We start from the raw sequence: 23544 nt of genomic DNA, 5'->3' as shown, positions 1-23544 counted from the left end.
GCGCGAGCGAGGGCGCGGGCGCGGGCGAGGTCACGGTCACGGTCAAGAAATTCTTCGGTAATCCGACTTTCCTGAACAAAAGGGTCTCATTAGGCTCGGGTCATGCACCCAGCACCGCCCCCCGGCCCCCCGCCGCCCCGCGAGGGTGCCTCCGCCGAGCTCCTGGCACGGGTGCCGAAACTGCTGGACGCGATGCGCTCCGTCGGCAGCGGACTGGAGCTGCACTCCACGCTGAACCGGATCTGCGAGACGGCCGCCGACCTGGCGAACGCCCGGTACGCGGCCATCGGAGTCGTCGACGAGGACGGGGACGGACTCGCCGACTTCGTGCACCACGGCCTCGACGAGGCGACCGTCCGGCGCGTCGGCCACCTTCCCGACGGCCGCAAGGGGCTGCTCGGCGCCCTCATAGTCGACCCTGAGCCGGTCCGGCTCACCGACCTGACCGAGGACCCGCGCGCGTGCGGCTTCCCCGAGAACCACCCTCCGATGCGGAGCTTCCTCGGGGTGCCCATCCGGGTGCAGGAGGAGATCTTCGGCAACCTCTACCTGACCGACAAGCACACGGGCGAGCCGTTCAACGACTACGACCTCGCCATGGTCCGGGTCCTGGCCACCGAGGCCGGCATCGCCATCGGCAACGCGCGACTGTACGAGGCCGCGCAGCAGCGGGAGCGGTGGATCGACGGCTCGGTCGCCGTCACCACCGCGCTGCTGTCCGGCGGTGACACCGACGACGCCCTGCAAACCGTCGCCGAGCAGGCCCGCCGGCTCTCCGGAGCGGCCGCCGGCATCGTGCTGCTGCCCGCCGACGGGGGCGGCCTGGAGATCGTGGCGGTCGCCGCACCGCACCGCACGAACGCCCTCGGCAAGGTCATTCCCCCGGAGAACGGCATCGTCGCCGAACTCCTCGCCGGCCGTCCCGTGTTCGTGGACGACGCCGCCACCGACCCGCGCCTGGACGCCGGACCGGTGCGCGCCTACGGGCCGATCATGCTGCTGCCGCTGTGCCGGGACGGGCGGATCCTCGGCGGCCTCGTCATGCCCCGCGCCCGCGGGGAGCGCCCGTTCACGCGGACGGAGCGCGCGCTCGGCGACCAGTTCGCCGCACAGGCCGCGCTGGCGCTGATGATGGCCGACGCCCAGCGCGACCGGGAACGGCTCGCCGTGTACGAGGACCGGGACCGCATCGCCCGGGACCTGCACGACCTCGTCATCCAGCGGCTGTTCGCGACGGGGATGATGCTGGAGAGCGCCCAGCGCAGGGCGGCGGCGCCCGAGGTGCGCGACGGGGTCGGCGGGGCCGTCGACGAACTCGACGTCACCATCCAGGAGATCCGCTCGGCGATCTTCGCCCTGCAGCAGCCCGCCGATCCACCCGCGGGCCTGCGCACCCGCATGCTCCGCGAGATCACCATGGCCGCCGTACCCCTGGGTTTCACGCCCGCGCACCGCTTCGTCGGCCCGGTCGACACCGCCGTCGGCGAGCTGACCGGCAAGAACCTCATCGCCGCGCTGCGCGAGACCCTGTCCAACGCCTTCCGGCACGCCCACGCCACCCGGATCGAGGTGGCCGTGGACGCGGCGGCGACCCTGCCGGACGGGCGGCCCGGCGTGCGGCTGACCGTCGCGGACGACGGTGTCGGCATCCCCGAGGGCGGCCGGCGCAGCGGCCTGCACAATCTGGAGCGCCGCGCGGAGACGGTCGGCGGCACCAGCCGGCTCGGCCCGGGCATCGGGGCGGACGGCGGCGGCACGACGGTGTGGTGGGAAGCGCCGTACTGAACGTCACCGGGGCACCGTTGCCCCGGTTGCAGCAGTCGCACTGAGCCGTGTGCAGCAACGGTTCCCCCACTCGTACGACGTGAACGAGACCCGGTGGCCCCGCACGGTCCACGATCGCTGACATGCGCTCATCCCGTCGGCACCCGCTGCTCGTTCTGGTGTTGCTGTGCGCGCTCGCCGTGCTCGCGGCCCGCCCCGCCGACGGCACGGACGGGGACGGTGGATCTGGTGCCGACCTCGGCCCCGAAGTGGCACGCCTGTACGAGGACGCGGCCGACGCGACGCAGCGGTACGAGGAGGGGCGGCGCGAGGCGGAGGCACAGCGGTCGAAGGCGCTGGCGTACGAGAAGCGGCTGGACGAGCAGCGGCAGAAGATCGACGGCATGCACGCGGACCTGGGCCGGATCGCCCGCGCCCAGTACCGCGGTGGCGGCGGGCTCTCCCTCACCGCGCGGATGTTCCTCGCAGACGACCCGGACGAGCTGATGCGAGGTCAGCGGGCTTTCACCCGCGCGGACCTGGCGGTCAACAAGGCCATCGGCAAGAGTCTGCGGGCCGAGGCCCTGCTCGCCGCCGACGAGGCGAAGGCGCAGGCGGCCTGGCAGGCACTGGAGAAGCGCAACGCCGATCTGGCGGCGCTGAAGACCAGGATCGAGGGCAAGCTGGAGGCGGCGCGTGCGCGGCTGGAGGGACGGGCGGACGCCTCCGTCGCGGCCGGCTCGTGCCCCGGCGCGGTCCGCCTCCACCAGCAGGACCTGCCCGTCGGCCAGTCCTGGGTGGCGCCGGTCGAGGCGTACGAGCTGTCGGCGTCCTTCGGCAGCGGCGGCTCGCGATGGGCGAACCGGCACACCGGCCAGGACTTCGCGGTGCCGGTCGGGACGCCGGTGGGGTCGGCCGGTACGGGCCGGGTGGTGCAGGTGTCCTGCGGCGGCGCCTTCGGCATCCAGGTCGTCGTCCAGCACGCGGGCGGCTACTACACGCAGTACGCCCATCTCGCCTCGGTCGCCGTCGACCAGGGCGACCGGGTCCGTCCGGGCCAGTGGATCGGGCAGTCGGGCAGTACCGGCAACTCCACCGGACCGCACCTGCACTTCGAGGTGCGGGTGACGCCGGAGATGGGCTCCGCACTGGACCCGGTGCCGTGGCTGTCGCAGCGCGGAGTGCCCCTCTGACCTGACGCGGGACGCGGCCGTCAGTCCAGGTCTGCCAGCAGCCGCTCGATGACGATCGCCACGCCGTCCTCGTTGTTGGCGACCGTCCGCCCCGACGCGGCGGCGATCACGTCCGGGTGCGCGTTGCCCATCGCGTACGACTGTCCCGCCCAGGTCAGCATCTCCACGTCGTTCGGCATGTCGCCGAAGGCGACGACCTCTTCGTGCGAGATGCCGCGTTCGGCACAGCACAGGGCGAGCGTGCTGGCCTTGGACACCTCCGGCCCGCTGATCTCCAGCAGGGCGCTGGGGCTGGAGCGGGTGACGTTGGCGCGGTCGCCGATGGCGAGGCGGGCCACGGTGAGGAAGCCGTCGGGGTCCAGATCGGGGTGGAAGGCCAGGATCTTGAGGACCGGCTCGTCGGCGGCGCGGCCGCCGGGGGCCAGGATCTCCTCGGCGGGCAGGAGGTCGTCGGGCACCTCCATGTGCAGCTTCGGGTACGCGGGCTCCTGGTGGAAGCCGTACGTCTGCTCGACCGCGTACACCGTGCCGGGCGCGGCCTCGCGCAGCAGACGTACGGCGTCCAGCGCGTTCTCCCGGGCCAGCTCCCGCACCTTCACGAAGCGGTGGGCGCCGGGGCCGCCGTGCAGGTCGACCACGGCGGCGCCGTTGCCGCAGATGGCGAGCCCGTGACCGTGGACGTGGGCGCTGACGACGTCCATCCAGCGGGCGGGGCGGCCGGTGACGAAGAAGACCTCGATGCCCGCCTTCTCCGCGGCGGCCAGTGCGGCGACCGTGCGCGGGGAGACCGACTTGTCGTCGCGCAGCAGTGTGCCGTCGAGGTCGGTGGCGATGAGCCGCGGGCGGGTGGCGGCGGCCGGGGGCTCGGGCTGTCGGGTCGCTGAGGTCACCGGGTCATTGTCACGCATATGCGTGCACGCCCGTGCGGCGGTCCGCGCATCTGTGAGCTACGGCTCTCAGTCCTTCAGCTGTGCCGGTGCCTCCATGGCGATCCGCTCGAAGATCTTCTCGTCGGCGGTGAAGTCCGAGTCGGCGATCGGCCAGTGGACGACCAGCTCGGTGAAGCCCAGATCGCGGTGGCGGCCGGCGAAGTCCACGAACGCGTCGACGGACTCCAGCGGGCGGCTGCGGTCCGGGGTGAAGCCGGTGAGCAGGACCCGGTCCAGTTCGCCCACGTCGCGGCCGATCGCGGCGCAGGCGTCGGCCAGCCTGTCGCTCTGCTGCCGCAGGGCCCGGTCGGACTGCTCGGGGGTGCCGTTCTCGTAGAGTTTCGGGTCGCCGGTGGTCACCCACGCCTGTCCGTACTGCGCCGCGAGCCGCAGCCCGCGCGGACCGGTCGCGGCCACCGCGAACGGCAGCCGGGGCCGCTGTACACAGCCGGGGATGTTGCGCGCCTCGTGGGCCGAGTAGAAGTCGCCCTCGTACGAGACGGCGTCCTCCGTCAGCAGCCGGTCGAGCAGGGGCAGGAACTCGCCGAACCGGTCGGCCCGCTCACGCGGCGTCCACGGCTCCTGGCCGAGCGCGGTGGCGTCGAAGCCGGTGCCGCCCGCTCCTATGCCCAGCGTGATCCGACCGCCGGAGATGTCGTCGAGGGAGATCAGTTCCTTGGCGAGCGTCACCGGGTGCCGGAAGTTCGGGGAGGTGACCAGGGTCCCCAGCCGCAGCCGCTCGGTGACCGCCGCGGCGGCGGTGAGCGTCGGCACGGCGCCGAACCACGGGCCGTCGCGGAAGCTCCGCCAGGACAGGTGGTCGTAGGTGTACGCGGTGTGGAAACCGAGCTGCTCGGCACGCGTCCAGGACGAACGTCCGCCTTCGTGCCAGCGGCGGTACGGAAGGATCACGGTGCTCAGACGCAGACTCATGCCCCCGAGCCTAAGCGGCCGACCCTGTTTCACGTGAAACATCACCCGCTGTCACCTCACGCGACGCGGGGTCAGTGGCCGGAGGGGAAGCGCAGGTACTGCGGGGGCACGGTCCGTGTCAGCCAGACGCCGTTCGCGCTGACGTGGAAGACGTGGCCGTCGCGGTGCATGGCGGCGGTGTCCACCGAGAGTACGACCGGCCGGCCGCGGCGGGAGCCGACCCGGGTGGCGGTCTCGCGGTCCGGCGAGAGGTGCACGTCGTGCCGGTTCATCGGCCGCAGGCCCTCGGCCCGGATCGCGTCCAGGTGGCGGGCCACGGTCCCGTGGTAGAGGTACGGCGGCGGGGTCGCCGCGGGCAGTCCTAGGTCCACGTCGACGCTGTGGCCCTGGCTGGCGCGGATCCGGGTGCCCTCGACGGCGAAGCGCTGCTTGTCGTTCGTGGCCACCACGTGGTCGAGCTCTTCGCGGGTGAAGCGGAAGCCGTGCGCGGCCGCCGCCGCGATCAGCGTGTCGATCTCGGTCCAGCCGGCCTCGTCGAGGGTGAGCCCGATGCGCTCCGGCTGGTGGCGCAGATGCTTCGACAGGTACTTCGACACCTTCACGGTGCGTCGGTCGTCGATGTGTTCGCCTCTGCGTCCGGGTCTGTGTTCGTGTTGCATGGAACCAGCCTGCCGAGAGAGACACGCTTCACGCGATCGATTTTGCCTCCGAGGTTTGTTCCACAATCAAGTCGGGTTATCCACAGGCTGGTTGGGCGTTCCTGTGGAAACTAGAGCGGTGGCTTCACCCGTGCGAGGCGCCTCAACACCCGTGGGGCGAATCGGGACATGAGATGTGCTCCGCGCGCCTCCGGCGTCACGGGGACGACGGCCCTGTTGTGCACGACGGCTTCCAGGACCACGTCGGCCACCTTCTCCGGCGGGTAGTTGCGCATCCCGTACAACCGCGCACTGCGCTGCTGACGCCGCCTCTCCTCGTCGGCGTCCACACCCGCGAAGCGCGCCGTCGAGGTGATGTTGGTGTTGACGAGGCCGGGGCAGATCGCCGTGACCCCGATCCCCTGCCCGGCCAGCTCGGCCCGCAGGCACTCGCTCAGCATCAGCACGGCCGCCTTGGACGTGCTGTACGCGGGCAGGGCCCGGGAGGGCTGGAAGGCGGCCGCCGACGCGGTGTTGACGATGTGGCCGCCCTGCCCGCGCTCGGCCATCTGCCGGCCGAACAGACGGCAGCCGTGGATCACGCCCCACAGGTTGACGTCGAGGACCTTCCGCCAGTCCTCCGCGGTGGTGTCGAAGAAGGAGCCCGACAGTCCGATCCCGGCGTTGTTCACGAGCACGTCCAGCACGCCGTACTCGGCGGCGACCTTGGCCGCCAGCTTCTCCATCGCCTGTTCGTCGGAGACGTCGACGGTCTCGGCCCAGGCGTCCGGCGCGCCGATCAGCCGGGACAGCTCCGCGGTGCGGGCGGCGGCCTCGGCGTCCCGGTCGACGGCCACCACGCGCGCTCCGGCCTCGGCGAACGCGAACGCCGTCGCCCGACCGATGCCGTTGCCCGCCCCGGTGACCAGCACCAGCTGCCCGCCGAAGCGGTCGGCGTGCCTGCCCTTCGGCGCCGTCTCGGGCCGTCCGTCCTCGGTGGAAGTGACGAACTCCGTGATCCAGTCCGCCAGCCGGTCCGGCCGGGTGCGCGGCACCCAGTGCTTGGCGGGCAGCGTGCGCCGGGTCAGCCGGGGCGCCCACTCCTCCAGCCCGTCGTAGAGCCGCTCCGACAGGAACGCGTCGCCGAGGGGCGTGATGAGCTGCACGGGCGCGTGCGCGTAGGCGTCGTCGCGGGGGTGCCGCAGCCGGGGCCGGACGTTGTCCCGGTAGAGCCACGCCCCGTGCGCCGCGTCCGTCGGCAGGGACGCGGTCGGGTAGTCGCCACCGGGCACCTGCTCGACGCGCTCCAGGATGCGCGGCCAGCGCTTGCCGAGGGGGCCGCGCCAGGCCAGTTCGGGCAGCACGGGCGTGTGCAGCAGGTAGACGTACCAGGACTTGGCGCCCTGGCCGAGGAGCTGCCCGATCCGGCGCGGGGTGGGGCGCCTGAGGCGTTTGTTGATCCAGTGCCCGAAGTGGTCGAGGGACGGCCCGGACATCGAGGTGAAGGAGGCGATGCGCCCCTCGGTGCGTCCGACCGTGACGAACTCCCAGGACTGCACCGAGCCCCAGTCGTGGCCCACCAGGTGCACGGGCCGGTCCGGGCTGACCGCGTCCGCCACCGCCAGGAAGTCGTCCGTCAGCTTCTCCAGGGTGAACCCGCCGCGCAGCGGGCTCGGCGCCGAGGACCGGCCGTGGCCCCGGACGTCGTAGAGCACCACGTGGAAGCGGTCGGCGAGGCGGCCTGCGACCTCGGACCAGACCTCCTTGCTGTCCGGATAGCCGTGCACCAGGACGACCGTGGGCTGCCGCGGATCGCCCAGCTCGGCCACGCACAGCTCGACCCCGCCCGTGCGCACCCAGCGCTCCCGCGCTCCGTCCAGCACCGTCATTTCGCCTCCGCCCAGCGCCGCACGTGCGGCAGATCGTCGTCCAGCCAGAAGGCGCTCTCCTCGGGATCCGTGGAGTCGGTGACGACCAGGATCTCCTCGAACTTCGCGCCGGTACCCCGGAAACCGAGGTGGGGTTCGACCGCCCACAGCCCCGGGCGGGGCGGGTGGTCGGAGAAGCGGTAGGGCGACCACAGCGGGGACCAGCCCTCGCGGTGGCCGTGCAGCGCGTCGCTCGCCAGCCCTTTGAGCGACTGCGTGCCGAAGCCGAACAGGCGTGGCGACAGACGCCGTTCCCGCACCCGGTCCACCTTGTGGGCGATGACACCGAAGGGATAGGCGCGGTGCCGGTTGGCATAGCCCTGACGGACCATGAGCCGGTCCACGTCCTCGTAGATCTCCCGCAGCGAACGGCGTTCGCGCACCTCGCGCAGGATCAGCTCGCGGTGTGCCGCCAGGTCGGCCGCCAGCCGGTGCTGGACCGGGTTGGGGCCGAGCGCTCCGGAGTAGCCGATGTCGGCGGTGAAGCCCCGGTACACCGGGGCCATGTCCAGGATGAAGGGCATCCCCGGCTCCAGCCGGCGGCCGGTGGGGAAGAACTGGAGCGGAACGCGGAAGTCCGTGAACGCCGTTCGGTCGCCGAACCAGGCGAAGGGCAGGTGGAACCAGTCCCGCACGCCCCGCTCCCGCAGCCACTCGCGCTGCATCCGGGCCGCCTCGCGCTCGGTCACCCCCGGCGTCAGCCGGGCCGCCACCGCCTCGGCGCACTCGTAGGCGAGACGCTGCACCTCCCGGAATCCCCGCAGCTCCGCACGGAGTTCCGTCGCCACTGCCGTCGCCATGCCACCCCGTTCCAGCCGTCCGGACGCGGTCCGCGCCGACGGTGCTACTCGCTCGTAACGTGACGCCGCCGAATCTCCCAGTTGTTAGACCCAACGTCAATAGGGTGGCGGGCGCGGGCCCCCGGAGCCCCGCTCCGTGGCTCTCAAGTACGGCATCCCCTACGGGCCCGTACTACTCGAGTCTGACTCCAAGACGGCTCTGCGGTCTGACGACCTCAGTGGCGCGCGTCACTACTGTCATGGATGTGACTGTGATCGCGACCGAAAGCCTGAGCAAGCGGTTCCCCCGGGTGACCGCGCTCGACCGGCTCTCCGTGGATGTCGGACCCGGTGTGACCGGACTCGTCGGTGCCAACGGCGCCGGCAAGTCCACTCTGATCAAGATCCTTCTGGGTCTGTCTCCCGCCACCGAGGGCCGGGCCGAAGTGCTCGGACTCGATGTCGCCACCAAGGGCGCCACCATCCGCGAGCGGGTCGGCTACATGCCGGAACACGACTGCCTGCCGCCCGACGTCTCGGCCACCGAGTTCGTCGTCCACATGGCGCGCATGTCCGGGCTGCCGCCCACCGCCGCGCGCGAGCGTACGGCCGACACCCTGCGCCACGTCGGCCTGTACGAGGAGCGCTACCGGCCCATAGGCGGCTACTCGACCGGCATGAAGCAGCGCGTGAAGCTCGCGCAGGCCCTGGTGCACGACCCCCAGCTGGTCTTCCTCGACGAGCCGACCAACGGCCTCGACCCGGTCGGCCGCGACGAGATGCTCGGCCTCATCCGCCGCATCCACACCGACTTCGGCATCTCCGTCCTGGTCACCTCACACCTGCTGGGCGAGTTGGAACGCACCTGCGACCACGTCGTCGTCGTGGACGGCGGCAAGCTGCTGCGCTCCAGCTCCACCACGGACTTCACGCAGAACACGACGACCCTCGCCATCGAGGTCACCGACACCGACGAACACCCCGACGGCACCCGCGCGGTGCGCGACGCGCTCGACGCGCGCGGAGTGACCGTCCAGGACGGCAGCGGCCTGCCCGGCGCCGGCCACGTCCTGCTGCTCACCGCCTCCGGCGAGGAGACCTACGACCTGGTCCGGGACGTCATCGCCGACCTCGGCCTCGGCCTGGTCCGGATGGAACAGCGCCGGCACCACATCTCGGAGGTCTTCAAGGACAGCGACGAAGCACGGAAGGAGGCGGTCGGCCATGGCAGCTGAACAGCCCACAGCCACGGTCCCGGGTGACCAGACCCGCATCCACAACATCGGCTACCGCAACTACGACGGCCCCCGCCTCGGCCGCGCCTACGCCCGCCGCTCGCTGTACTCGCAGTCCCTGCGCGGCGCCTACGGCCTCGGCCGCTCGGCCAAGTCCAAGGTGCTGCCGATGCTGCTGTTCGTGGTGATGTGCCTGCCCGCGGCCATCATGGTCGCCGTCGCCGTCGCGACCAAGGCGAACGACCTGCCCGTGGACTACACGCGCTACGCGATCGTCCTCCAGGCCGTCATCAGCCTGTACGTCGCCTCGCAGGCCCCCCAGTCCGTCTCGCGCGACCTGCGCTTCAAGACCGTGCCGCTGTACTTCTCCCGGCCGATCGAGACCTCCGACTACGTCCGCGCGAAGTACGCGGCGCTGTCCTCGGCCCTGTTCATCCTCACCGCCGCACCCCTGCTGGTGCTCTATGTCGGCGCGCTGCTCGCCAAACTCGACTTCGCGGACCAGACCAAGGGGTTCGCACAGGGACTCGTCTCCGTGGCACTGCTCTCGCTGCTCTTCGCCGGACTCGGCCTGGTCGTCGCCTCGGTCACCCCGCGCCGCGGCTTCGGCATCGCCGCCGTCATCGCCGTCCTGACCATCACCTACGGCGCGGTCTCCACGCTCCAGGCGATCGCTGACGTCCAGGGCAGCTCCGGGGCCGTCTCTTGGATCGGCCTGTTCTCGCCCATCACCCTCATCGACGGGGTGCAGTCCGCCTTCCTGGGCGCCACCTCGGCCTTCCCGGGCGGGGTCGGCCCGAGCAACGGCGAGGGCCTGGTCTTCGTCCTCGTCACCCTGGGCCTGATCGCCGGCACCTACGGCCTGCTGATGCGCCGCTACAAGAAGGTGGGACTGTGAGCACCCTCAGCATCGACCACGTCTCCCGCTGGTTCGGCAATGTGGTCGCCGTCAACGACATCACCATGACGATCGGCCCCGGCGTCACCGGCCTCCTCGGCCCCAACGGCGCGGGAAAGTCCACCCTCATCAACATGATGGGCGGCTTCCTCGCCCCCTCCACCGGCAGCGTCACCCTCGACGGCCGGCCGGTCTGGCGCAACGAGGCCATCTACAAGCACATCGGCATCGTCCCCGAGCGGGAGGCGATGTACGACTTCCTCACCGGCCGCGAGTTCGTCCTGGCCAACGCCGAACTGCACGGCCTGGGCGCCAAGGCCGCCCAGGAGGCCCTCTCCACCGTGGAGATGGAGTACGCGCAGGACCGCAAGATCGCCACGTACTCCAAGGGCATGCGGCAGCGCGTGAAGATGGCCTCCGCCCTCGTCCACCAGCCGTCCCTGCTCCTGCTCGACGAGCCGTTCAACGGCATGGACCCGCGCCAGCGCATGCAGCTGATGAACCTGCTGCGGCGCATGGGCGACGAGGGCCGCACCGTGCTGTTCTCCTCGCACATCCTCGAAGAGGTCGAACAGCTCGCCTGGCACATCGAGGTGATCGTCGCCGGACGCCACGCGGCCAGTGGCGACTTCCGCAAGATCCGCCGCCTGATGACCGACCGGCCGCACCGCTACCTGGTGCGCTCCAGCGACGACCGTGCTCTCGCGGCCGCGCTGATCGCCGACCCGTCGACGTCCGGCATCGAGGTCGACCTCGCCGAGGGCGCGCTGCGCGTCCAGGCCGTCGACTTCGGACGGTTCACGGCCCTGCTGCCCAAGGTCGCCCGCGACCACGGCATCCGGCTGTTCACGGTCTCGCCGTCCGACGAGTCCCTCGAGTCCGTCTTCTCGTACCTCGTCGCGGCGTAGGAGGCCGAAGAATGTACGACCCCACAGTCGCCCGGCTCACCTACCGAGCCCTGCTCGGCCGCCGCCGGGCCCTCATCCTCGGCGCGCTGCCCCTGCTGCTGCTCGTCATCGCCGTCGCGGTGCGCGCGCTCGCCGGAGCCGACGACCAGACCGCGGCGGACGTGCTGGGCGGGTTCGCCCTGGCCACCATGGTGCCGATCATCGGCGTCATCGCCGGCACCGGTGCGATCGGTCCGGAGATCGACGACGGCTCGGTGGTGTACCTGCTGTCCAAGCCGATCAAACGGCCGACGATCATCTTCACCAAGCTGATCGTCGCCATAGCGGTGACGATGGTCTTCTCCGCCGTACCCACGTTCCTCGCCGGCCTGATCCTGAACGGCAACGGCCAGCAGATCGCCGTCGCCTACACGATCGCCGCGCTGGTCGCCTCCATCGCCTACGCCGCCCTGTTCCTGCTGCTGGGCACGGTGTCCCGGCACGCGGTGGTCTTCGGGCTCGTCTACGCCCTCGTCTGGGAGGCCCTGTTCGGCTCCCTGGTGCCGGGCGCCCGCACGCTGAGCGTCCAGCAGTGGTCCCTGGCGGTGGCCCAGAAGGTCGCCGACGGAAACCTGGTGACCTCGGACGTCGGCCTGCCGACAGCCACGGCGCTGCTGGTGGGCGTGACCGTCCTCGCCACCTGGTACGCGGGCCAGAAGCTGAGGTCGCTGACGCTCGCCGGGGAGGAGTGAGCGGGCCCCGGGCCGACCGGGACTTGACCCGGCGTGGCTCGACCTGACGGGGCCTTCACCCCGGCCCGGGCACACTGGGCCGGGACGAGTACGGGAAACAGACGGGCGTCGCGGGGCTGGGAGGACCGGGATGGCGGGCCAGACACCTCAGCAGGACGGCCACGGACGGCCGCGGGACGGCGGCGAGGAAGCCACCAGGAGCGGCGCGGAGCACAGCGCCGGAGACGACGCCTGGGACGGCCTCGTCCTGGACGAGGAGTTCGTGCGCGAGGCCGGCACCTTCGAGCCCTCGGCCCGCTCCCGGATGCTCGCCGCCCGCTGGCGCCGCGAGAAGCCGGAGCCGCAGCCGTGGCGCTCCGACGAGCCGCCCGCGGGCTGGTTCTTCAGCAAGGGCAGACGCCGTAGGTGGCGCCGGAGCTGACGCGGCGTATGTCCGCCTCTATTCGGTGGCGCCCGGCTTGCCGCGGCGGCATTGTGGTGGATGCATGAGGCCGGACGGCGCCGGCGCATCGGGCGGCCGCTTCGAGCACGCGGGTCGCCTCGCGTGGGCCGACCGACGGGGACGTCGGCGCCGTCCGGCTCGTGGGCTCCGTGCCGGGCGGGTCAGCCCGACAGGCGCTCCAGGACCACCGCGATGCCGTCCTCGTCGTTCGAGGACGTCACCTCGTCGGCCACCGCCTTCAGCTCCTCGTGGGCGTTGGCCATCGCCACGCCGCGGGCGGCCCAGCCGAACATCGGGACGTCGTTGGGCATGTCGCCGAAGGCGATCGTGTCCGCCGCCTTCAGGCCGAGCCGACGGGCCGCCAGCGACAGCCCGGTCGCCTTGGACAGGCCGAGGGGGAGCAGTTCGACGATGCCCGCGCCCGCCATGGTGACCGTGACGAAGCCGCCCGCGGTGCGCCGGGCCGCCTCGGCCAGCTCGTCGTCCGACAGGGTCGGATGCTGGATGTAGATCTTGTTCAGCGGCGCCGACCACAGGTCCGAGGCGTCGGTGAAGGGCACCGCCGGCAGATCACCGCCGACCTCGTACCCCGGGCCGACCAGGACGTCGCCGTCCAAGCCGTCGCGGCTCGCCGCCAGGTACAGCGGACCGGTCTCCGCCTCGATCTTGGCCAGCGCCACCCCGGCCAGCTGGCGGTCCAGCGTGACCGAGGTCAGCAGCCGGTGCTCCCCGGCGTGGTAGACCTGCGCGCCCTGGCCGCAGACGGCCAGACCGTCGTAGCCGAGGTCGTCGAGGATGTGCCGGGTCCACGGGACCGCGCGGCCGGTCACCACGATGTGGGCGGCGCCCGCCGAGGTGGCCGCGACCAGCGCGTCCCGGGTGCGCGACGAGATCGTGTCGTCGCCGCGCAGCAGCGTGCCGTCGAGATCGGTCGCGATCAGCCGGTACGGAAAAGTCCCGGCGGCACCGGCACCGGCGGCCGTGGCGGAGGCGGTGTCGCTCACTTGGCCACCGGCTCCAGGACCTCCCGGCCACCCAGGTACGGGCGGAGCACCTCGGGCACGCGCACCGAGCCGTCGGCCTGCTGGTGGTTCTCCAGGATCGCCACGATCGTGCGCGGGACGGCGCACAGCGTGCCGTTGAGCGTGGCGAGCGGGCGCACCTTCCTGTCCTCGCGGACCCGGATCGACAGCCGACGGGACTGGAACTCGGTGCAGTCCGAGGTCGAAGTCAGCTCGCGGTACTTGCCCTGGGTCGGGATCCACGCCTCGCAGTCGTACTTGCGCGCCGCCGAGGAGCCCAGGTCGGCCGAGGCGACGTCGATGACGCGGAACGGCAGCTCCAGCGACGTCAGCCACTGCTTCTCCCACTCCAGCAGGCGCTGGTGCTCGGCCTGCGAGTCCTCGGGGAGGACGTAGGAGAACATCTCGACCTTGTCGAACTGGTGCACGCGGAAGATGCCCCGGGTGTCCTTGCCGTGCGAGCCCGCCTCGCGGCGGAAGCAGGGCGAGAAGCCGGCGTAGCGCAGCGGCAGGCGGTCGGCGTCGAGGATCTCGTCCATGTGGTACGCGGCGAGGGGGACCTCGGAGGTGCCGACCAGGTACAGGTCGTCCTTGTCGAGGTGGTAGACGTCCTGGGCGGCCTGGCCGAGGAAGCCGGTGCCGGCCATCGACTGGGGGCGGACCAGCGCCGGGGTCAGCATCGGGGTGAAGCCCGCGGCCGTGGCCTGGGCGATCGCCGCGTTGACCAGGGCGAGCTCCAGGAGCGCGCCGACGCCGGTCAGGAAGTAGAAGCGCGAGCCGGAGACCTTGGCGCCGCGTTCGACGTCGATGGCGCCGAGCAGCTGGCCCAGCTCCAGGTGGTCGCGGGGCTCGAAGCCCTCGGCGGCGAAGTCACGGTGCGTGCCGTGGGTCTCCAGCGTGACGAAGTCCTCCTCGCCGCCGACGGGGACGTCGGGGTGGACGAGGTTGCCGAGCCGCTGGAGCAGCTCCTGGGTCTCGGCGTCGGCCGCGTCGCGTTCGGCGTCGGCGGTCTTGACGTCGGTCTTCAGCTGTTCGGCGCGCTTCAGCAGCTCCGCCTTCTCGTCCCCGGAGGCCTTGCCGATGAGCTTGCCGAGGCCCTTCTGCTCGGCGCGCAGCTCGTCGAAGCGCACGCCGGACGACCTGCGTCGCTCGTCGGCGGACAGGAGGGAGTCGACGAGCGCGACGTCCTCTCCACGGGCGCGCTGAGAGGCGCGCACACGGTCGGGGTCCTCACGGAGCAGGCGAAGGTCAATCACGCGGTCAAGGCTACCGGTGTGCGGTGACGGGTCTCGACCCACTATTGCCGAACGCGCGTCTCACGTTCCGTGCGACCGGTCAATGAAAAGCTGCGGCATCCCTGGAACGAGGCACCTCGGGGACGACGGGTTGACCGGATTTCCTTGTGGGGAACGGGACTTGAGGCGTGACTGTCCACAGGAATCCACAGTCGGGAAAAGTTATCCACAGGCTGTGCGAAAGATCTGTGGACTCACGGAAGTGATCATTCCCAATTCCTGGAGGCGGCCCGTCCAAACCCTCCAGGCCCGCACTTTCGAGTGGAAACGGGACACCCGGTGTCACTCCGGAGGATGGGGTGCAAGAAACAGGTGGACGAAGGGTGGCTTGGGCCTCTGTGGACGAAGTGGGGGGCTGTAGGGGGATATGTCGACTGAATGCCGTTACGTTGTCGACTTGTCCCCAGGTCGAGAAGCAGACCTGTGGATAACTCCTGTGGACAACGAAAATCAGCAGGTAGGACCGGTCGTACGGGACGTAGGCACCGGCCGTCAGAACCGACCGTCAGAACCGGCCGTCCTGGCAGCGCGCCACCCAGTCCGCGGCCGCGACGAACGCCTCGTCCGAGGTGCCCGGCCGCAGCGCGTCCACGTCCGCGACCCCGACCTCCGCCCGCGGGTACGAGCCCAGGTAGCGCACCTGGAGGCAGGCCCGCTTCAGCCCCATCAGCGCGTCGGCCACCCGCCGGTCGGAGATGTGCCCCTCCGCGTCGATGCAGAAGCAGTAGTTGCCGATGCCCGCGCCGGTGGGCCGGGACTGGAGCAGCATCAGGTTGATGCCCCGGGTGGCGAACTCGCCCAGCAGATCACGCAGGCCACCGGGGTGGTCGTCCCGCTGCCAGAGCACCACGGACGTCTTGTCCGCGCCGGTCGGGGCCGCGGGCCGGGCCGGACGGCCCACCAGCACGAAGCGCGTCTGCGCGTTCTCCGCGTCGTGGATGTCGGCCTCCAGCACCTCAAGACCGTAGCGGGCCGCGGCGAACTCGCCGGCGAAGGCGGCGTCGAACCGCCCCTCCTGGACCAGGCGGGCGCCGTCCGCGTTCGAGGCGGCGGACTCCCAGGCGACGTCCGGGAGGTGCGCCTTGAGCCAGTTGCGGACTTGGGGCTGGGCGGCCGGGTGGGCGGTGACCGTCTTGACGTCCGACAGCTTGGTGCCGGGGCGGACCAGCAGCGCGAAGGTGATGGACAGCAGCACCTCGCGGTAGATCATCAGCGGCTGGCCGGCGACCAGCTCGTCGAGGGTGGTGGTGATGCCGCCCTCGACGGAGTTCTCGATCGGCACGAACGCGGCCTCGGCCTCGCCGGTGCGCACCGCGTCGAGCGCGGACTGGACCGAGACGTACGGGACCAGTTCCCGGGTCGCCGTCTCCGGAAGTGTGCGCAGGGCGACTTCGGTGAAGGTGCCTTCAGGGCCGAGATACGCGTAACTGGCTGGCATGACCTCACCCTAATGGGCCCGGGGAGACACGGCTCACGTGTCTCACGACGGCCCCTCGCGCGGGTGAGACCCGGCTTCCGCACTCCCCGGCCGGGGTCATCCCTCCAGCAGCCGCTGGCCCACGTACTCACCCTCCGCGGCCCCGCCCGGCACCGCGAACAGGCCGCTCGCCTCGTGCCGGATGAACTGCGACAGGGCGTCGCCCCGGTCCAGCTTGCGCTGCACGGGCACGAAGCCGCGCAGTGGGTCGGCCTGCCAGCAGACGAAGAGCAGGCCCGCGTCCGGGACACCGTCGGCGTCGAAGCCGTCGTGGTACGAGAAGGGGCGGCGGACCATGGCCGCGCCGCCGTTCTGGTCGGGCCGGGTGATGCGGGCGTGGGCGTTGATCGGAACGACGAGGTTCCCCGCCTTGTCCGTCTTCTCCAGGTCCATCTCGGTCGTCTCGCCGCCCCCGGACAGCGGCGCCCCGTCCGACTTGCGGCGGCCGATCACGTCCTCCTGGCCCTTGAGCGAGAGCTTCTCCCAGTCGTCGAGGAGCATGCGGATCCGGCGTACGACGGCGTAGGAGCCGTTCGCCATCCAGGCCCGCTCGTTCTTCCCCGGCTCTTCGGGGACGAAGATCCGCCGGTCGAAGTCGGGCTCGGACGGCTTCGGATTGCGGGTGCCGTCGACCTGCCCCATGAGGTTGCGGGCGGTCATGGGGCGGGCGGTGGCTCCCGGAGACCGGTTGAAGCCGTTCATCTGCCAGCGGACGCGGGCGGCGGCCCCGGCGTCCCGCTGGAGCGCGCGCAGGGCGTGGAAGGCCACCAGGGAGTCGTCCGCCCCGATCTGCACCCACAGGTCGCCGTTGGTGCGGTTCTTGTCGAGGTGGTCGGAGGAGAAGTCGGGGAGCGGGTCGAGGGCGACCGGGCGCTGCCCGTCCAGGCCGGTCCGGCCGAAGAAGCTGTGCCCGAAGCCGAAGGTGACGGTCAGCGAGGACGGCCCCGAGTCCCGGGCCACGTCCGTGTCACGGGTTCCGGCCGGCTCGCCCGCCATCAGCCGGCGTGCCGTGTCGGACCAGCGGCGCAGCAGCGCGGCGGCCTCCTTGCGGCCGGCGCCGGCCGCCAGGTCGAAGGCGACGAGATGACCGCACGCCTGCATGGGGTCGGTGATGCCGGGCTGATGTTTCCCGTGAAACATCGCCCGCCCGCTGCCCAGCGAGGTGAGCGGGGCGGCCGCCGTGGAGGGGGCGGCGGCGTAGCCGGTGGCGCCGCCGGCCGCGCCGAGTACGAGCCCCGTGGCACCGGCGGTGCCGAGCAGCCGCCGACGCGAGATGCCCTCGCGGGCGGCGGTCTCGGCGTTCGTAGCTTCCGGTGTGGACTGGTCAGACATGGTGCGGTTCAGCCGATCTGCGCGTTCTTGGAGACGGTCACCTGGTCGATGTCGGAGGTCCGCACGGTCACCGAGACTTCCCAGTCGCCGCCGATCGGGATCTGCACTCCGCTCGCCGACCAGTGGCCGGTGGTGATGTGGTCCGGGGCGACGGCCAGCGGCCCGATGTCCTTGGCCTCCTGGGTCAGGGCGACCTTCACCTCGGGTATGTCGAAGGCGGTCCCGTCCGGGCGCTCGACGTAGAGGTGCAGGTCGTTGGCGCCGACCCGGGCGGGGTCGAGCTCGACCCGTACGACGCCCTTGCCGTTCTGGGAGCCGGTGTCGAAGGGCATGTCCAGCGTCACCGCGCCGGTGGACGGTGCGGGGGTGGTGGCGGAGGAGGCGCCGGTGGCCTTGGCCTCCTGCTCCGTCCGGCCCGGCTCGGTCTGGGTCAGCACGGTGGTGACGGCCAGCAGGACGACGGCGACGCCCGCCTCGGCGAGCACGGAGCGGCGCAGTCCGAAACGGTTCGGGTCGGCGTCCCGCTGCCGCTTCTGCCGGGCGGCGTCCACGGCCGCGCGCTGCCGGGCGAGCTGAGCGGCACGCTGGGAGCCGCCGGAGCCGTTCGCGGCGCTGGAGCCCTTCCCGGACCCCGAGCCCTTCCCGGACCCCGAGCCCTTCCCGGCCCCGGCGTTCTTCGCGGCCCCGGAGCCCTTCCCAGCTCCGGCCCCATTGGCGCCCGCCTTGGCACCCGTACCGGCCCCCTTGGCACCCGTACCGGCCCCCTTGGCACCCCCGGACCCCTTCGAGCCACCGGCCGCCTTGTCGGAGGCCGCCGCCTTCTCGGAACCCTTCGCCTTCTCGTTCCCGCGGCCGGACGACGCGCCCACCCGCTCCTTCTCCGCCTGCTCGCCCTTCTGACCCTTCTGACCCTTCTCGCGCTTCTCCCCCTGCTCCCGCTGCCGGACCACGCCCGGTGCCGCGGCCCCCGCCAGCTGCGCGGTCCACCGGCGCGAGAGGTAGGCGATGCCGACCAGCACCGCGACGAGCCCGATCTTGAGGAGGAGCAGCTGTCCGTACCGCGTGTCGGTGAAGGCCGACCAGGAGCCCAGCTGGCGCCAGGACTGGTACGTACCGGTCACCACCAGCGCGACCACGCTGCCGAAGGCGACGCGCGAGAACCGGTGTACGGCGACGGCCGGGACCGGTGTGTCCGCGGGGCCGCGGTACAGCGCGACGAGCAGGGCGGTGAGTCCGCCGAGCCAGGTGGCCACGGCGATCAGGTGGACGATGTCGGCCGGCATGGCGAGGCCCGCCTGGAGGCCCACGGAGGCGTGCTCGGACATCGCCCAGGTCGCCGCGAGGCCCGCCGCGACGACGGCTCCGCCCACCGCGAGCCCGAAGGTGAGGTCCCGCTTCTCCTCGTCCTCCCGCTTGTCGTAGGCGCCGAAGAGCACGGCGACGAACAGCGCGGCGGCCGCGAGCAGCAGCAGCCGGGAGACCAGCGCGGCGCCGGTCTTGGTCTGCAGCACCTCGCCGAGCAGGTTCAGGTCGACGATGTCACCGGCCTTCCCGGAACCGGTGTAGGAGCCGCGCAGCAGCAGGAGCATGAGGGTGGCGGCGGTCAGTGCGAGCCACCCGGAGACGACGACCCGCTGTACGACGCGGACCCCGGAGCCGCGCGGCCAGCAGGCCAGCACGAAGGCGGCGCCGCCCACCAGCACGGCGAACCCGGCGTACGACACGTACCGGCCGAAGCCGTAGAGGGCGCCGACGAACCCGCCGCCCGCCTCCTGGCCGGAGACGGAGACCGAGGTGTCGGACGGGGCTCCGACGGAGAAGGTGTAGGCGCCGGCGACGGGGTGGCTGTCGGCGGAGACCACCTGGTAGGTCACCGTGTAGGTGCCGTCGGGCAACCCGGTGTGCAGCTTCACGGAGTACGTCGTGCCGCCCGTGCCGGACGGGCTGCCGTCGTCGACGCGCTTGCCCTTGGGGTCCAGGACGCGCAGCGAGTCGTCGTCCACGGAGACCGACTCGGAGAAGGTGAGCGACACCTGGGCCGGAGCCCGGTCGACCACCGCCCCCTGCTGGGGGTCGCTGCCGGTCAGGGCGGCGTGCGCGGAGGCCGGTCCGGCGCCGGCGAGCAGCGCGCAGGCCGCGGCCAGGAGCAGCAGCACCAGGGTCCGGAAGCGCGGGGCGATGGTCTGCGTCAAGGTGGTCCCTCCCTCGGTGTCCGGTCAGTTTCCGGTGTGTGCGGAGTGTGAGTCGGTGGGCTGGTAGGTGGCCGCCTTCACGGGCACCTTGACCGTGACGGGGTCGGACTGGGCGAAGTGCAGTTCGACGGTGACCGACTGGCCCTGCTTCGGCTGCTGCTTCAGCTTCTCGAACATCAGGTGGTTTCCGCCGCTCTTGAACACGAGTTGACCGTGTGCGGGGATCTTGAGGCGGTCCACCTCCTTCATCGTCCCGTCGACGGTCTCGTGCACGGTGACGTCGCCCGCCCCGCTGGTGACCGAGGTCAGTTCGTCGTCCGAGTCGCCCTCGTTGGTGATGGTGAGGAACCCGGCCGCCATCGAGGCGGAGACCGGCTGCGGTATGTAGGCGGCGCCGACCGAGAGTTCGGCCCCGGAGGCGCCGGAGGCCGCGGAGCCGGAGTCCGAGCCGCCGCAGCCCGCGAGGGCCAGCGTGCCGATCACCGCGAGGGCGGCGAGGGCGGGGCGGGTGCCGCGGCCGCTCACGGGTTCTGCCCCTTCACGAGCTTGGGGAGGTCCTTGGTGTAGTCGTCGACCGTGGCGTCCTCGCCGTAGAGGACGTAGCCCGCGTCGGACTTCGGGGAGAAGGCGACGACCTGGGTGCCGTGGGTCGAGACGATCTTGCCGTTCTTGTCCTTGGTCGGCGGGTCGATCGAGATGCCGAGGGTGCGGGCGCCGGCCTGGATGGTGTCGAAGTCGCCGGTCAGGCCGACGATCTGCGGGTCGATGCCCTTGAGCCACTTGCCCAGCGCGGCCGGGGTGTCCCGTTCCGGGTCGGTGCTGACGAACACGATCCGGAGCTTGTCCTGCTCGGCCTGCGACAGCTGCTTCTTGGCCACGGCGATGTTGTTCATGGTCAGCGGGCAGACGTCGGGGCAGTGCGTGTAGCCGAAGTAGACCAGCGTGGGCCGTCCGGCGGTCTGCTCGCGGAAGTCGTACTTCTTGCCCTGGGTGTCGGTGAGGACGAGGTCGGGCTTCTCGAAGGGCTTGTCGAGGACGGTGGCGGCCTGCTGGGCGGTGTCCTCGGAGACCACGGTGACCGGCTTGTCGCTGTCGGCGCCGCTGCCGCAGGCGGACAGGGTCAGGGAGGCGGCGGCGAGCAGGGCCGCCGCGGCGAACGTCTTCTTGCGCATAGAAAAATGTCCCAGATGTGAGGTGCACCGGTGCGCGCCGGGGTCCGTCGGACCGACGGAACGGCGCGCACCGGACATGAGGATGCGCCGACGGGGTGGCGTCGACGCACCGGCGCGGGCGTCGTTACGCCGACGCGCCGGAGTCGCGCCGGCGGCCCGCCAGCACGCCGTAGCCGACGCCCGCCGCGCCGACGACGATGCCGACGATGCCGAGGACCCGGGCGGTGGTGTCGCTGCCGTCACCGGAGCCGTCGTCGGCGGAGGCCTCGGTGGCGGTGTCCTTGGCGGCCGACTCGGCGTCGTTCCCGGCCTTGTCGTCCGACGAGTCCGCCGCGCCGTGGGCGTCGTCCTCGGCGGCGGCCAGCTCCAGCACGGGCGCCGGGTTCTCGGGCTCCTCCTGGCCCTCCTGCGGCACCTCGATCCAGCGCACGACCTCCTTGTTGGAGTACGTCTGGATGGCCTTGAACACCATCTGGTCGGCGTCCTCGGGCAGCGTGCCGAGGGAGACCGGGAACTTCTGGAAGTAGCCGGGCTCGACGCCCTTGCCCTCGGCGGTCCAGGTCACCTTGGAGACGGCCTCGGTGAGCTGCTTGCCGTGCGACTCGATCGGCTTGTCCAGCTTGGACTTGGTGACCTCGGCCTTCCAGCCGGGGACCGGCTGCGGCATCACGGAGGCGAGCGGCTGGTCCATGGGGAAGTTGACCTCCAGCTTGGTGGTGGAGGCGTTGTCGCGTTCGTTGGGGACCTTGAAGTCGACGACCGCGTAGCCGCCCTTGGCGGCCGTGCCCTCCGGCTGCACGCTGACGTGCGCGAAGGCGGGGGCGGACAGGGCGAGGACGGCGATGCCGGAGACGGCGCCGACGGCGGCGACACGGGAAGCCTTCATAGTCTTCATGGACGGAGCACTCCGCTTCGAGTGGGCACCGGTACCGCACCGGTGCGGGTGAGGAGAGGGATGCGCGCACGCGCGCGTGCCGCACGACGACGGCCCCTCCGTACTCCTCGGTGGAAGCGGGGTGGTGGTCGTGTCGTGTCAGGCGGCGAGGGCGAACACGTCGCTCGGCGGGCCGCGCCTGATCACCGTGTGCTGGAGTGCGGTGGTACGGGGCCGCGGCGGCGCCAGCAGGGCGGGCCGCGGCGGGCGCGGGCCCGTACCGGGGGCGCCGGCGAGCCCGGCGTGCAGGGCGCGCACCAGGGAGAGCGCCGCGCGCAGGGCGCGTACGAGCGCTCCCTCGGCCATCGAGTGCGCCGAGTGCGCCGACAGTTCGACGAGCCGGGCCAGTGCCAGGTCCCCGCGGCGCAGCAGCCAGCCGGCGGCCAGGGCCGCGAGGACGTGGCCGAGCAGCATCGGCAGGGACGGCAGCAGCGAGGCGGAGTCGCCGGCGCCGGCCAGCGCGTCGGCGGGATGGTGCGTGGCGCCGGTGGCGGCGTCCGGCGCGACCCGGGCGTCGTCGAGGATCCGCTGGGCCTGGGCCGGGCTGATCGCCGCCGCCGTGGTCCCGCAGACCAGCCGTGCCGCCTGCTGGACCAGAGAGGCGTCGGACAGCCCGCCCGTCGCGCCGGCGGCCCCGGCGGCCGTACCGGATGCCGTGACCGCGGTGGTGCCGTGCTGGCCCAGTCCGAACAGGACGTGCAGCGCGGTCTGTCCGACGGTGAGCAGCGCCACGATGCCGGGCAGCGAGCGCAGCCGGCCGGCGAGGGGCGCGGCGACCACGACCGCCCCGAGGAATCCGGCGCCCAGCGACCACAGCGGAACGGTGGCGCAGGAGGCGAGGGTGTGCCCCGCCGCGGCCAGCACGACGCAGACCGCGGCGAACACCGCGGCCCGCAGGATCCGGAGATCGTTCCCGGAGCGCGCCGTTGGCGGGTGGGGGGCAGTCATGGCGGGCTCATCATCGCACTGACGCCCCCCGCCCCGTACGGCAGGTCCACAAGATGCCGTACGACCCGAAGTGAACCGGAAGATCACTCTCTGGGGCGCGCGGTGCCACATACACCGGCGCACGACGGGGACACATCCGCCAGATGAGGGGTGTCACGGCCCGCGCGTGCTTACACCGGGGTGTGAGGGGCAATACGTAACGGTATGTCGAGCCGCGGCCGGGAGGCTGGAGCATGAGCATCTGGTGGTCACTCCATTTGCGGCGCGAGGCTGCGAGCGTGCCCCTGGCCCGCCGCCTGCTGATCGGCACCATGGAGAGCGCGGGCGTCGACCCGGACATCTCCTTCGATCTCTCCGTAGCCCTGAGCGAGGCCTGCGCCAACGCCGTCGAGCACGGCGGGGACGACGGCGCGGGCGGCCTCACGGATGCCTACCGCGTCACGGCCTACCTGGACGGCGAGCGCTGCCACATCGAGGTCTCCGACACCGGCCCCGGGTTCCCCGCCGCCGCGCCGGGCCGGCCGGGGAGTGTGGGCCGCCCGGTCTCCGCGGACGCCGAGAGCGGGCGCGGCCTGTGTCTCATCCGGGAACTGGCGGACCACGTCCAGATCGGCAACGAGCCGGGGCGGAACGGCGCAGTGGTGAGCTTCGACAAGATCCTCAAGTGGCGGGAGGACGCGCCGCTGGTGGCGGTCTGACCCGACGGCAAGACCAGGCGTACGACGACGGCCGGGCACCGCGAAGGTGCCCGGCCCGCGGTGGGGGGGGGTTATAAAAAAAACCCGGACCACGAG

The 23544-nt window shown here is 71.9% G+C and carries 22 protein-coding genes; 8 read left to right on the top strand and 14 right to left on the bottom strand.

Translation table 11 applies throughout. The features are described 5' to 3' along the window. Positions 1–102 precede the first annotated feature (102 nt). Entirely contained in the window at positions 103–1785 is a 1683-nt protein-coding gene (locus ACFC1X_RS19950; protein WP_376355400.1) for a GAF domain-containing sensor histidine kinase, read from the top strand. A gap of 122 nt (positions 1786–1907) precedes the next feature. After that, positions 1908–2957 (top strand): M23 family metallopeptidase, encoded by a 1050-nt coding sequence (locus ACFC1X_RS19945; RefSeq protein ID WP_376355398.1) that lies wholly within the window; start codon positions 1908–1910, stop codon positions 2955–2957. Positions 2958–2977: 20 nt separating this feature from the next. Here the strand turns inward: ACFC1X_RS19945 and ACFC1X_RS19940 are convergent, their stop codons facing one another. The 5 genes from ACFC1X_RS19940 to ACFC1X_RS19920 form a co-directional block, all read right to left on the bottom strand. Continuing rightward, positions 2978–3865 (bottom strand): HAD hydrolase family protein, encoded by an 888-nt coding sequence (locus ACFC1X_RS19940; protein ID WP_376355396.1) that lies wholly within the window; start codon positions 3863–3865, stop codon positions 2978–2980. A gap of 48 nt (positions 3866–3913) precedes the next feature. Further along, the gene (locus tag ACFC1X_RS19935) at positions 3914–4819 is read right to left on the bottom strand and encodes an LLM class flavin-dependent oxidoreductase (protein WP_376355394.1); all 906 of its coding nucleotides are present in this window, start codon (positions 4817–4819) and stop codon (positions 3914–3916) included. A 71-nt stretch (positions 4820–4890) separates the two neighbouring features. Beyond that, entirely contained in the window at positions 4891–5439 is a 549-nt protein-coding gene (locus ACFC1X_RS19930) for an RNA 2'-phosphotransferase (protein WP_376355533.1), read from the bottom strand. Positions 5440–5588: 149 nt separating this feature from the next. Continuing rightward, positions 5589–7346: an SDR family oxidoreductase gene (locus ACFC1X_RS19925; RefSeq protein ID WP_376355393.1), complete on the bottom strand. Its 1758-nt coding sequence runs from the start codon at positions 7344–7346 to the stop codon at positions 5589–5591. Continuing rightward, complete coding sequence (locus tag ACFC1X_RS19920; protein ID WP_376355391.1) at positions 7343–8185, bottom strand: M24 family metallopeptidase; 843 nt, start codon at positions 8183–8185, stop codon at positions 7343–7345. Before ACFC1X_RS19920 ends, ACFC1X_RS19925 begins: the two co-directional genes overlap by 4 nt. A 251-nt stretch (positions 8186–8436) precedes the next feature. Between ACFC1X_RS19920 and ACFC1X_RS19915 the strand changes: the two genes are divergently transcribed. The 5 genes from ACFC1X_RS19915 (at position 8437) to ACFC1X_RS19895 (ending at position 12357) form a co-directional block, all read left to right on the top strand. Continuing rightward, the gene (locus ACFC1X_RS19915) at positions 8437–9399 is read left to right on the top strand and encodes an ABC transporter ATP-binding protein (protein WP_234956656.1); all 963 of its coding nucleotides are present in this window, start codon (positions 8437–8439) and stop codon (positions 9397–9399) included. After that, positions 9389–10297 (top strand): ABC transporter permease, encoded by a 909-nt coding sequence (locus ACFC1X_RS19910; RefSeq protein ID WP_125491852.1) that lies wholly within the window; start codon positions 9389–9391, stop codon positions 10295–10297. The genes ACFC1X_RS19915 and ACFC1X_RS19910 overlap by 11 nt, the downstream gene beginning before the upstream one ends. Further along, positions 10294–11205 (top strand): ABC transporter ATP-binding protein, encoded by a 912-nt coding sequence (locus ACFC1X_RS19905; RefSeq protein WP_376355389.1) that lies wholly within the window; start codon positions 10294–10296, stop codon positions 11203–11205. The genes ACFC1X_RS19910 and ACFC1X_RS19905 overlap by 4 nt, the downstream gene beginning before the upstream one ends. Before the next feature lie 11 nt (positions 11206–11216). Next, the gene (locus ACFC1X_RS19900) at positions 11217–11936 is read left to right on the top strand and encodes an ABC transporter permease subunit (protein WP_376355387.1); all 720 of its coding nucleotides are present in this window, start codon (positions 11217–11219) and stop codon (positions 11934–11936) included. A 130-nt stretch (positions 11937–12066) separates the two neighbouring features. Next, on the top strand, positions 12067–12357 hold the full coding sequence (locus ACFC1X_RS19895; protein WP_376355385.1) for a hypothetical protein: 291 nt from the start codon (positions 12067–12069) through the stop codon (positions 12355–12357). 182 nt (positions 12358–12539) lie between these two features. Here ACFC1X_RS19895 and ACFC1X_RS19890 read toward each other — a convergent pair whose 3' ends face one another. The 9 genes from ACFC1X_RS19890 to ACFC1X_RS19850 form a co-directional block, all read right to left on the bottom strand. After that, on the bottom strand, positions 12540–13382 hold the full coding sequence (locus tag ACFC1X_RS19890; RefSeq protein ID WP_376355383.1) for an HAD family hydrolase: 843 nt from the start codon (positions 13380–13382) through the stop codon (positions 12540–12542). Next, entirely contained in the window at positions 13379–14656 is a 1278-nt protein-coding gene (serS, locus tag ACFC1X_RS19885) for a serine--tRNA ligase (RefSeq protein ID WP_376355381.1), read from the bottom strand. Before serS ends, ACFC1X_RS19890 begins: the two co-directional genes overlap by 4 nt. Positions 14657–15200: 544 nt before the next feature. Then, positions 15201–16133 carry a prephenate dehydratase gene (pheA, locus tag ACFC1X_RS19880; RefSeq protein WP_376355379.1) on the bottom strand — a complete coding sequence of 311 codons (933 nt, stop codon included), beginning with the start codon at positions 16131–16133 and terminating at the stop codon, positions 15201–15203. Between the two features lie 96 nt (positions 16134–16229). Next, complete coding sequence (efeB, locus tag ACFC1X_RS19875; RefSeq protein ID WP_376355377.1) at positions 16230–17504, bottom strand: iron uptake transporter deferrochelatase/peroxidase subunit; 1275 nt, start codon at positions 17502–17504, stop codon at positions 16230–16232. A gap of 8 nt (positions 17505–17512) precedes the next feature. Then, positions 17513–19696, bottom strand: a complete 2184-nt coding sequence (locus tag ACFC1X_RS19870; protein ID WP_376355375.1) for a copper resistance CopC/CopD family protein — start codon at positions 19694–19696, stop codon at positions 17513–17515. Positions 19697–19720: 24 nt separating this feature from the next. Further along, complete coding sequence (locus tag ACFC1X_RS19865) at positions 19721–20221, bottom strand: copper chaperone PCu(A)C (RefSeq protein ID WP_376355373.1); 501 nt, start codon at positions 20219–20221, stop codon at positions 19721–19723. Continuing rightward, positions 20218–20868 carry an SCO family protein gene (locus tag ACFC1X_RS19860; protein ID WP_376355371.1) on the bottom strand — a complete coding sequence of 217 codons (651 nt, stop codon included), beginning with the start codon at positions 20866–20868 and terminating at the stop codon, positions 20218–20220. The genes ACFC1X_RS19865 and ACFC1X_RS19860 overlap by 4 nt, the downstream gene beginning before the upstream one ends. 124 nt (positions 20869–20992) lie before the next feature. Continuing rightward, positions 20993–21754, bottom strand: a complete 762-nt coding sequence (locus ACFC1X_RS19855) for a YcnI family protein (RefSeq protein ID WP_376355531.1) — start codon at positions 21752–21754, stop codon at positions 20993–20995. Positions 21755–21901: 147 nt separating this feature from the next. Next, positions 21902–22750 (bottom strand): hypothetical protein, encoded by an 849-nt coding sequence (locus ACFC1X_RS19850; RefSeq protein WP_376355369.1) that lies wholly within the window; start codon positions 22748–22750, stop codon positions 21902–21904. A gap of 233 nt (positions 22751–22983) precedes the next feature. Here ACFC1X_RS19850 and ACFC1X_RS19845 point away from each other — a divergent pair, with 233 nt between their 5' ends. After that, positions 22984–23448: an ATP-binding protein gene (locus ACFC1X_RS19845; RefSeq protein ID WP_376355367.1), complete on the top strand. Its 465-nt coding sequence runs from the start codon at positions 22984–22986 to the stop codon at positions 23446–23448. Positions 23449–23544: the final 96 nt, after the last annotated feature.

The sequence above is a fragment of the Streptomyces sp. NPDC056128 genome, from assembly GCF_042263835.1.
In the GTDB taxonomy this organism is placed as follows: domain Bacteria; phylum Actinomycetota; class Actinomycetes; order Streptomycetales; family Streptomycetaceae; genus Streptomyces.
This window is presented reverse-complemented; position numbering and strand designations above follow the sequence as displayed.

What these genes read in the sequence shown, in the direction of transcription:
- ACFC1X_RS19910 (WP_125491852.1), top strand. Translation starts at nt 9,389, where the DNA reads ATGGCAGCTGAACAGCCCACAGCCACGGTCCCGGGTGACCAGACCCGC.
- ACFC1X_RS19945 (WP_376355398.1), top strand. Translation starts at nt 1,908, where the DNA reads ATGCGCTCATCCCGTCGGCACCCGCTGCTCGTTCTGGTGTTGCTGTGC.
- efeB (WP_376355377.1), bottom strand. Translation starts at nt 17,504, where the DNA reads ATGTCTGACCAGTCCACACCGGAAGCTACGAACGCCGAGACCGCCGCC.
- ACFC1X_RS19950 (WP_376355400.1), top strand. Translation starts at nt 103, where the DNA reads ATGCACCCAGCACCGCCCCCCGGCCCCCCGCCGCCCCGCGAGGGTGCC.
- pheA (WP_376355379.1), bottom strand. Translation starts at nt 16,133, where the DNA reads ATGCCAGCCAGTTACGCGTATCTCGGCCCTGAAGGCACCTTCACCGAA.
- ACFC1X_RS19900 (WP_376355387.1), top strand. Translation starts at nt 11,217, where the DNA reads ATGTACGACCCCACAGTCGCCCGGCTCACCTACCGAGCCCTGCTCGGC.
- ACFC1X_RS19935 (WP_376355394.1), bottom strand. Translation starts at nt 4,819, where the DNA reads ATGAGTCTGCGTCTGAGCACCGTGATCCTTCCGTACCGCCGCTGGCAC.
- ACFC1X_RS19920 (WP_376355391.1), bottom strand. Translation starts at nt 8,185, where the DNA reads ATGGCGACGGCAGTGGCGACGGAACTCCGTGCGGAGCTGCGGGGATTC.
- ACFC1X_RS19860 (WP_376355371.1), bottom strand. Translation starts at nt 20,868, where the DNA reads ATGCGCAAGAAGACGTTCGCCGCGGCGGCCCTGCTCGCCGCCGCCTCC.
- ACFC1X_RS19845 (WP_376355367.1), top strand. Translation starts at nt 22,984, where the DNA reads ATGAGCATCTGGTGGTCACTCCATTTGCGGCGCGAGGCTGCGAGCGTG.
- ACFC1X_RS19855 (WP_376355531.1), bottom strand. Translation starts at nt 21,754, where the DNA reads ATGAAGGCTTCCCGTGTCGCCGCCGTCGGCGCCGTCTCCGGCATCGCC.
- ACFC1X_RS19850 (WP_376355369.1), bottom strand. Translation starts at nt 22,750, where the DNA reads ATGACTGCCCCCCACCCGCCAACGGCGCGCTCCGGGAACGATCTCCGG.
- ACFC1X_RS19925 (WP_376355393.1), bottom strand. Translation starts at nt 7,346, where the DNA reads ATGACGGTGCTGGACGGAGCGCGGGAGCGCTGGGTGCGCACGGGCGGG.
- ACFC1X_RS19895 (WP_376355385.1), top strand. Translation starts at nt 12,067, where the DNA reads ATGGCGGGCCAGACACCTCAGCAGGACGGCCACGGACGGCCGCGGGAC.
- ACFC1X_RS19940 (WP_376355396.1), bottom strand. Translation starts at nt 3,865, where the DNA reads ATGCGTGACAATGACCCGGTGACCTCAGCGACCCGACAGCCCGAGCCC.